The following is a 6,000-nucleotide window of genomic DNA, read 5'->3' on the forward strand; positions in this document are numbered from 1 at the left end:
TCGCGTGGCAGGCGGCACGATCAACTGCGACCAAGCGAACCGCGGCAGATCCGCCGCAGCCGCCGAGGTGGCCCGGCGGGCGGCGATGGGCTGGACAGGCAGCCGTCACCGCGCCAGCGACAGGCGCGCCGCGATCTCGGCGTCCAGCACGAGGTCGTCGCGCGAACCCAGCACCCAAAGCTCCCGAACGGCGACGCGCAGCAGCACGCGCCGCCACCACCGGGCGATGCAGCCCGCGAGGGCCTCGGCCTCGGACGGATCGAGGCCGTCGACGAAGTTCCACAGGCCCGCGACATAGAGGTCGGTGACGGGGCGGCCGAGCGCGCGCTGCACGGCGTGGAACAGGTTCTCGCCACCACGCCGCTCGGGATAGACCCGAAGATAGAGCCGCCCGTGGTTCACGGTGCCGGAAAACGGGCCTCGGACCTCGACGGTGACGGGCCCGAGACGCGCCAGCGCCTCGAGGGCCTCCGGCGCGATGGCGGGCACGGTGGGCCCCAGCCCGCCGCACAGGGTCGCGTGCAGCCGCCCTCGCCGCCGGTCGAGCATGGGCCAGGCCACCTTCGCGGCGAAGGGCGCGGCGCGGAGCTCGGCATCCAGCGCCCGGTAGGCCGGCGAAGCGTCGAGCGCGTCGGCCGGCAGCGGGAGCACCACGGAATGGGCGGTCGGGTGCCGACCCCGCTCGTAGGGCGTCCCCGCCCGGGTCGCGATCACGCCGGGATGGCCCGGGGCCACCAGCGGCAGGTGGGCGAGGCGATAGGCGTCGTCGAGCGGCAGGCCGCATCCCGGCGCGAAGCGGGTGCGGCTGCGGTCGTAGGCGAGGTCGTCGTCCGAACAGAAGGCGATGGTCACGATGGGCTCCGTCGGGCTCGGGATGCGGCGGACAGCATGGGGCGAGTCGCGGCGCCCCCGGTGCTTGCATCGCTGGCATGCCAGTGTCATCATCGTGGCAGGCGCCGGCGAGCGCCGGAGGGGACGGGATGCGCGACGCGGCACCTGCGGCGGAGACGACGAGGCGGAGCCCCATGCCGGGTGCCCTGTCGGCCCGCGGACGGCCGCGGCCCGTGCCGGCCGCCGTGACCATCCGGGACGACCTGCGCGACGCCATCGCCTCGCTCCGCCTGGAGCCGGGCGCCCCCATCCTCGAAAAGGACCTGGCCCAGACCTACGGCGTCAGCCGGACGCCGGTGCGCGAGGCCATGGCGAAGCTCGTGCAGGAGGGGCTCGTCAGCGTGTTCCCGCAAGCCGGGAGCTTCGTGTCCCGCATCCCCTTCCACGCCCTGCCCGAAGCCCTCGTCATCCGCCGCTCGCTGGAGGAGACCGCTGCCCGCCTGGCTGCCGCCGAGGGGAGCCGGGACGCCGTGGCCGGGATCGCGGCGGCGCTGGCCGAAGGCCGCACCGCGGCCGATGCCGGGGACGGGGACGCGTTCCACGCGGCGGACGAGCGCTTCCACGCCGCCGTCGCGGCGGCGGCCGGCTACCCCGGGCTGTGGCGCGTGGTCCAGCAGGTCAAGGTGCAGGTCGACCGCTTCCGCCGCCTGACGCTGCCGCAGCCCGGGCGGTTCGCCCGCGTCCTCGCCGAACACGAGGGCGTGCTGCGGGCCGTCGCGGCGCACGACCCGGAGGCGGCCGCGGCCGGCATGGGGGCGCATATCGGCGGCCTGCTGGCGGATCTCGGCGCCATCGCGGCCGCCCATCCCGACCGTTTCGACATGGCGCCGCGCCCGGACCTCGGCGCCCGCCCCATCCCCCCAGCCGGACACCTCCCATGACGATCGACATCCGCCAGGCCAGCCACCCCGAGGCGGTGCGCCGCTACGACACCGCGCAGCTGCGCCGGCACTTCCTGGTCGAGGACCTGTTCCGCCCCGATGCCGTGTCGCTCACCTACAGCCACTACGAGCGCTTCGTGATCGGCGGCGCGGTGCCGACCGGCGCGCCGCTCGCCCTGCCCTGCCCGAAGCCGCTCGGCACCGCCTCGTTCCTGGAGCGGCGGGAACTCGGCGTCTTCAACATCGGCGGGCCCGGGCTGGTGACGGTGGGGGCGACGCATCACCGGCTCGCCCACCGCGACGCGCTCTATGCCGGCATGGGGGCCGGCGACGTCGCCTTCGCCAGCGAGGATCCCGCTGACCCGGCCCGGTTCTACCTCCTGTCGACGCCCGCCCACGCCGCCTACGAGACCGTGGTGGTGCCGCTCGCCCAGGCCAGGACGATGTCGCCGGGCGACCAGGCGACGGGCAACCGCCGCACCATCCACCAGATGATCCACCCGGCCGTGTGCCGCACCTGCCAGCTCGTCATGGGGATGACGCAGCTCGAGGACGGCAATCTGTGGAACACGATGCCGACGCACGTCCACGACCGGCGCTCGGAAGTCTACCTCTACTTCGGCCTCGCCGCCGACGCGCGCGTCGTCCACCTCATGGGCGAACCGACCGAGACGCGCCACCTCGTGGTGGCCGACGGGGACGCCGTCATCTCGCCGAACTGGTCGATCCATTCGGGCGTCGGGACGCGGGCCTACGCCTTCATCTGGGGCATGGGCGGCGACAACGTCGACTATACCGACATGGACGCGGTCGCCATGGAGGCGTTGCGGTGACGGCGCGCTTCGACCTCACCGGCAAGACCGCCGTCGTCACCGGCGCCAACACCGGGCTCGGCCAGGCGATCGCGGTGGCGCTGGCCGAGGCCGGCGCCGGCATCGTGGCGGTCGGCCGCTCGGCGATGGACGGGACGGAGGCGCTGGTCGGGGCGACCGGGCGGCCGTTCCGGGCGGTGACGGCCGACCTCGCCACGCTGGAGCCGATCGACAGGGTCGTGGCCGAGGCCGCCGGGCTCGGCCGCATCGACATCCTGGTCAACAATGCCGGCATCATCCGGCGGGCCGACGCCATCGACTTCACCGAGCAGGACTGGGACGCCGTGCTCGACGTCAACCTGAAATCGGTCTTCTTCCTGAGCCAGGCCGTGGCCCGGCGCATGCTGGCGGACGGGCGCGGCGGCAAGATCGTCAACGTCGCCTCGCTGCTGTCCGTCCAGGGCGGGCTCCGCGTCGCCTCCTACACGGCCGCGAAGAGCGGGCTCGCCGGGTTGACGCGGCTTCTGGCCTGCGAATGGGCCTCCAAGGGCATCAACGTCAACGCCATCGCGCCCGGCTATTTCCGCACCAACAACACCCAGGCCCTGCAGGACGACCCCGAGCGCTCGGCCGCCATCCTGGCCCGCATCCCGGCGGGCCACTGGGGCAGGCCGGAGGAACTGGGCGGCGCGGCCGTGTTCCTGGCCTCGGCGGCCGCCGACTACGTGCACGGGATCGTGCTGCCCGTCGACGGCGGCTGGCTCGCCCGCTGAAGCTTCCGGCGCGCGGCCCCCCGCGGACCGCGCGCCCACCGGAACCGTCGACCTCGCGTCGCGGCCCATAAAAACCGAAACAGAGGAGGACGTTCCCATGAGGATCAAGCATGCGATGGACCGGATCCCCGGAGGCCTGATGCTGGTGCCGCTGCTGCTCGGCGCCCTGTGCAAGACCTTCGCGCCGACGGCCCCGGCCTATTTCAAGGGCTTCACGCAGGGCATCATGACGGGCGTGATCCCGATCCTGGCGGTCTGGTTCTTCTGCATGGGCGCCTCGATCAAGCTCAGCGCCACCGGCACGGTGCTGCGCAAATCCGGCACGCTGGTGGTGACCAAGCTGCTAGCGGCCTGGGCCATCGTGCTGGTGGCGTCGCTCGTCATCCCGACCGAGGGCATCCACGCGGGCTTCTTCGCCGGCCTGTCCATCCTGGCCATCGTCTGCGCCATGGACATGACCAACGGCGGTCTCTACGCCTCGCTGATGCAGAGCTACGGGACGCGGGAAGAGGCCGGCGCCTTCGTCCTGACGTCGATCGAATCCGGCCCGCTGATGAGCATGATCATCCTGGGCGCGTCCGGCGCCGCCCATTTCGAGCCGCAGATCTTCATCGGCGCGGTGCTGCCCTTCCTGGTCGGCTTCCTGCTCGGCAACCTCGACCCGAAGCTGCGCGAGTTCTTCACGCCCGGCGGGCAGCTGATGATCCCGTTCTTCGCCTTCGCGCTCGGCAACACGATCGACCTCGGCACGCTGCTCTCGCCCCTGGCGGCGCTCGGCGTGGCGCTGGCACTCGCCGTGATCGTGCTGACCGCCATCCCGCTGATCCTGGCTGACAGGTTCATCGGCGGCGGCACCGGCACGGCCGGCATCGCGGCCTCCTCGACGGCCGGCGCCGCCGCCGCGAACCCGCTGGCGATCGCCGCCGTGGCGCCGCAGTTCGACGCCGTGGCCCGGGACGCGACCGTGCTGGTGGCGATCTGCATCGTCGTCACCTCCCTGGTGGTGCCGATCATCACGGGCCTGTGGTACCGCGCCTTCGGCCGCGGCATGGCGGAAACAGCGCGGCAGGACGACCGGCGCCTCGCCGCCGCCCTGGGCGAGCGCGGGCACCTCGTCGAGGGCTAGGGTGGACCGGCCGTCTCGGGACCGCCTCGGCGATCCGGAGCCGGTGGATCCGCCGTCGGCTCGACGAGCGGAGCGTATTCGCCGAGGGCGAATGCGCTCTGGCCCCGACCTTCCGCAGCGTCGTCCACGGCCTGTTGTTGACCGGGACGCAACTTATGCCGGCGATACTGCTCTCGTGCGGGCCGAGGGGGCCGGCGATCGAGCGTTTCGGCCATGGCCCAACCCATCAGCATCAAGATCAGGATTCTCGCGGCCGTGCTGCTGATGGCGACGGTCGCGGCGGGCGGGGCGCTCTATGCCAGCGCCGCCATGACGACCATCGGCAGCCAGTACGGGGCGCTGCTCGACCACGACGAGGTCGGCCTGCTGCAGAGCTCGCGCTTCAGCCGCTTCGTCGTGAGCCAGGCCTATTCGGTCTACAAGCTCATGGAGGCCAAGGGCTCCGTCCAGGACGGCGACTATGCCAAGATGCTGCAGAAGGCCAAGGCCGACTACGACGAGAACAAGGCCAAGACGCTCGACACCCTGACCGTCGCGCGCCGCCACCTGCCGGGCTTCGGCGCCGAACTGGACCAGACCGCCGCCGACTACAGGGCCGTCTCCGAGAAGCTCGACAGCGCGCTCGACCTCGTGATGAAGGACGACATCACCGATGCCACGGTGGTGATGGCCGATGCCGACGCGAAGATCACCGCCATGACGGCGGCCAACGGCGCCCGGATCGCGGCGCTGACGGACCGCATCCAGGCCAAGGCGGCGGCCCTCGCCACCGACACGGCCGCGACCGGCCGCACGACGCTCGCCATCATCACCGCGGCGGCCGTCCTCGTCGGCTTCGGCGCCATGCTAATGGCGGGGCGGACCATCACGGGGCCGCTCAACGCGCTGCGGGACGCCATGGCGCGGCTGGCGCGGGGCGAACTCGACGTCGCCGTGCCGGGGCTCGGGCGGCGCGACGAGGTGGGCCAGATGGCCGGCACCGTGGGGGTGTTCCGCGACAACGCGCTGCGGGCGCGGGCGCTGGAGGCCGAGGCCGGCGAGGCCCGCCGGGCCGCTGACGCGGAGCGCGCCCGCGCCGAGGCGGACCGGGCCGAGGCGGCCCACCAGCAGGCCGAGGTGGTGGGCGCCATCGCGGACGGGCTCGACCGCCTCGCCCACGGCGACCTCGTGTCCCGCCTCGACCGGGCCTTCTCGCCCGAATACGAGAAGCTGCGGGGCGACTTCAACGGCGCGCTCGCCCAGCTGCAGCAGACCCTGGCCGTGGTGGCGCAGAACGGCGGCGCCATCCGCTCCGGCACGGGCGAGATCTCGACGGCGGCCGACGACCTCAGCCGCCGCACCGAGCAGCAGGCGGCCTCGCTCGAGGAGACGGCGGCGGCACTCGACGAGATTACCGCAACGGTGCGCAAGACCGCCGAGGGCGCCCGCCACGCCGATGCGGCGGTGCGCAAGGCCAAGGCCGGCGCGGAAGATTCCGGGCGCGTCGTGCGCCAGGCCGTGGAGGCCATGAACGGCAT

The 6,000-nt window shown here is 73.0% G+C and carries 6 protein-coding genes; 5 read left to right on the forward strand and 1 reads right to left on the reverse strand.

Going from position 1 to position 6,000, the window contains the following annotated elements; translation table 11 throughout:
- Window positions 1-105 precede the first annotated feature (105 nt).
- On the reverse strand, window positions 106-852 hold the full coding sequence (locus D3272_RS23530) for a hypothetical protein (protein ID WP_129221651.1): 747 nt from the start codon (window positions 850-852) through the stop codon (window positions 106-108).
- A gap of 173 nt (window positions 853-1,025) precedes the next feature.
- On the opposite strand from D3272_RS23530, the gene D3272_RS23535 reads away from it, so the two are divergent.
- The 5 genes from D3272_RS23535 to D3272_RS23555 all read left to right on the forward strand — a co-directional run.
- Window positions 1,026-1,772, forward strand: a complete 747-nt coding sequence (locus D3272_RS23535; RefSeq protein WP_129221652.1) for a GntR family transcriptional regulator — start codon at window positions 1,026-1,028, stop codon at window positions 1,770-1,772.
- The gene (kduI, locus tag D3272_RS23540; RefSeq protein ID WP_129221653.1) at window positions 1,769-2,605 is read left to right on the forward strand and encodes a 5-dehydro-4-deoxy-D-glucuronate isomerase; all 837 of its coding nucleotides are present in this window, start codon (window positions 1,769-1,771) and stop codon (window positions 2,603-2,605) included. The genes D3272_RS23535 and kduI overlap by 4 nt, the downstream gene beginning before the upstream one ends.
- Window positions 2,602-3,357 (forward strand): 2-dehydro-3-deoxy-D-gluconate 5-dehydrogenase KduD, encoded by a 756-nt coding sequence (gene kduD, locus D3272_RS23545; RefSeq protein ID WP_129221654.1) that lies wholly within the window; start codon window positions 2,602-2,604, stop codon window positions 3,355-3,357. Before kduI ends, kduD begins: the two co-directional genes overlap by 4 nt.
- A gap of 97 nt (window positions 3,358-3,454) precedes the next feature.
- Window positions 3,455-4,483 carry a 2-keto-3-deoxygluconate permease gene (locus D3272_RS23550; protein WP_129221655.1) on the forward strand — a complete coding sequence of 343 codons (1,029 nt, stop codon included), beginning with the start codon at window positions 3,455-3,457 and terminating at the stop codon, window positions 4,481-4,483.
- 213 nt (window positions 4,484-4,696) lie between these two features.
- On the forward strand, window positions 4,697-6,000 hold a 1,304-nt coding region (locus D3272_RS23555), incomplete at its 3' end, for a methyl-accepting chemotaxis protein (protein ID WP_165361498.1).

Origin of the sequence: Lichenibacterium ramalinae (genome assembly GCF_004137085.1) — a bacterium.
Classification (GTDB): domain Bacteria; phylum Pseudomonadota; class Alphaproteobacteria; order Rhizobiales; family Beijerinckiaceae; genus Lichenihabitans; species Lichenihabitans ramalinae.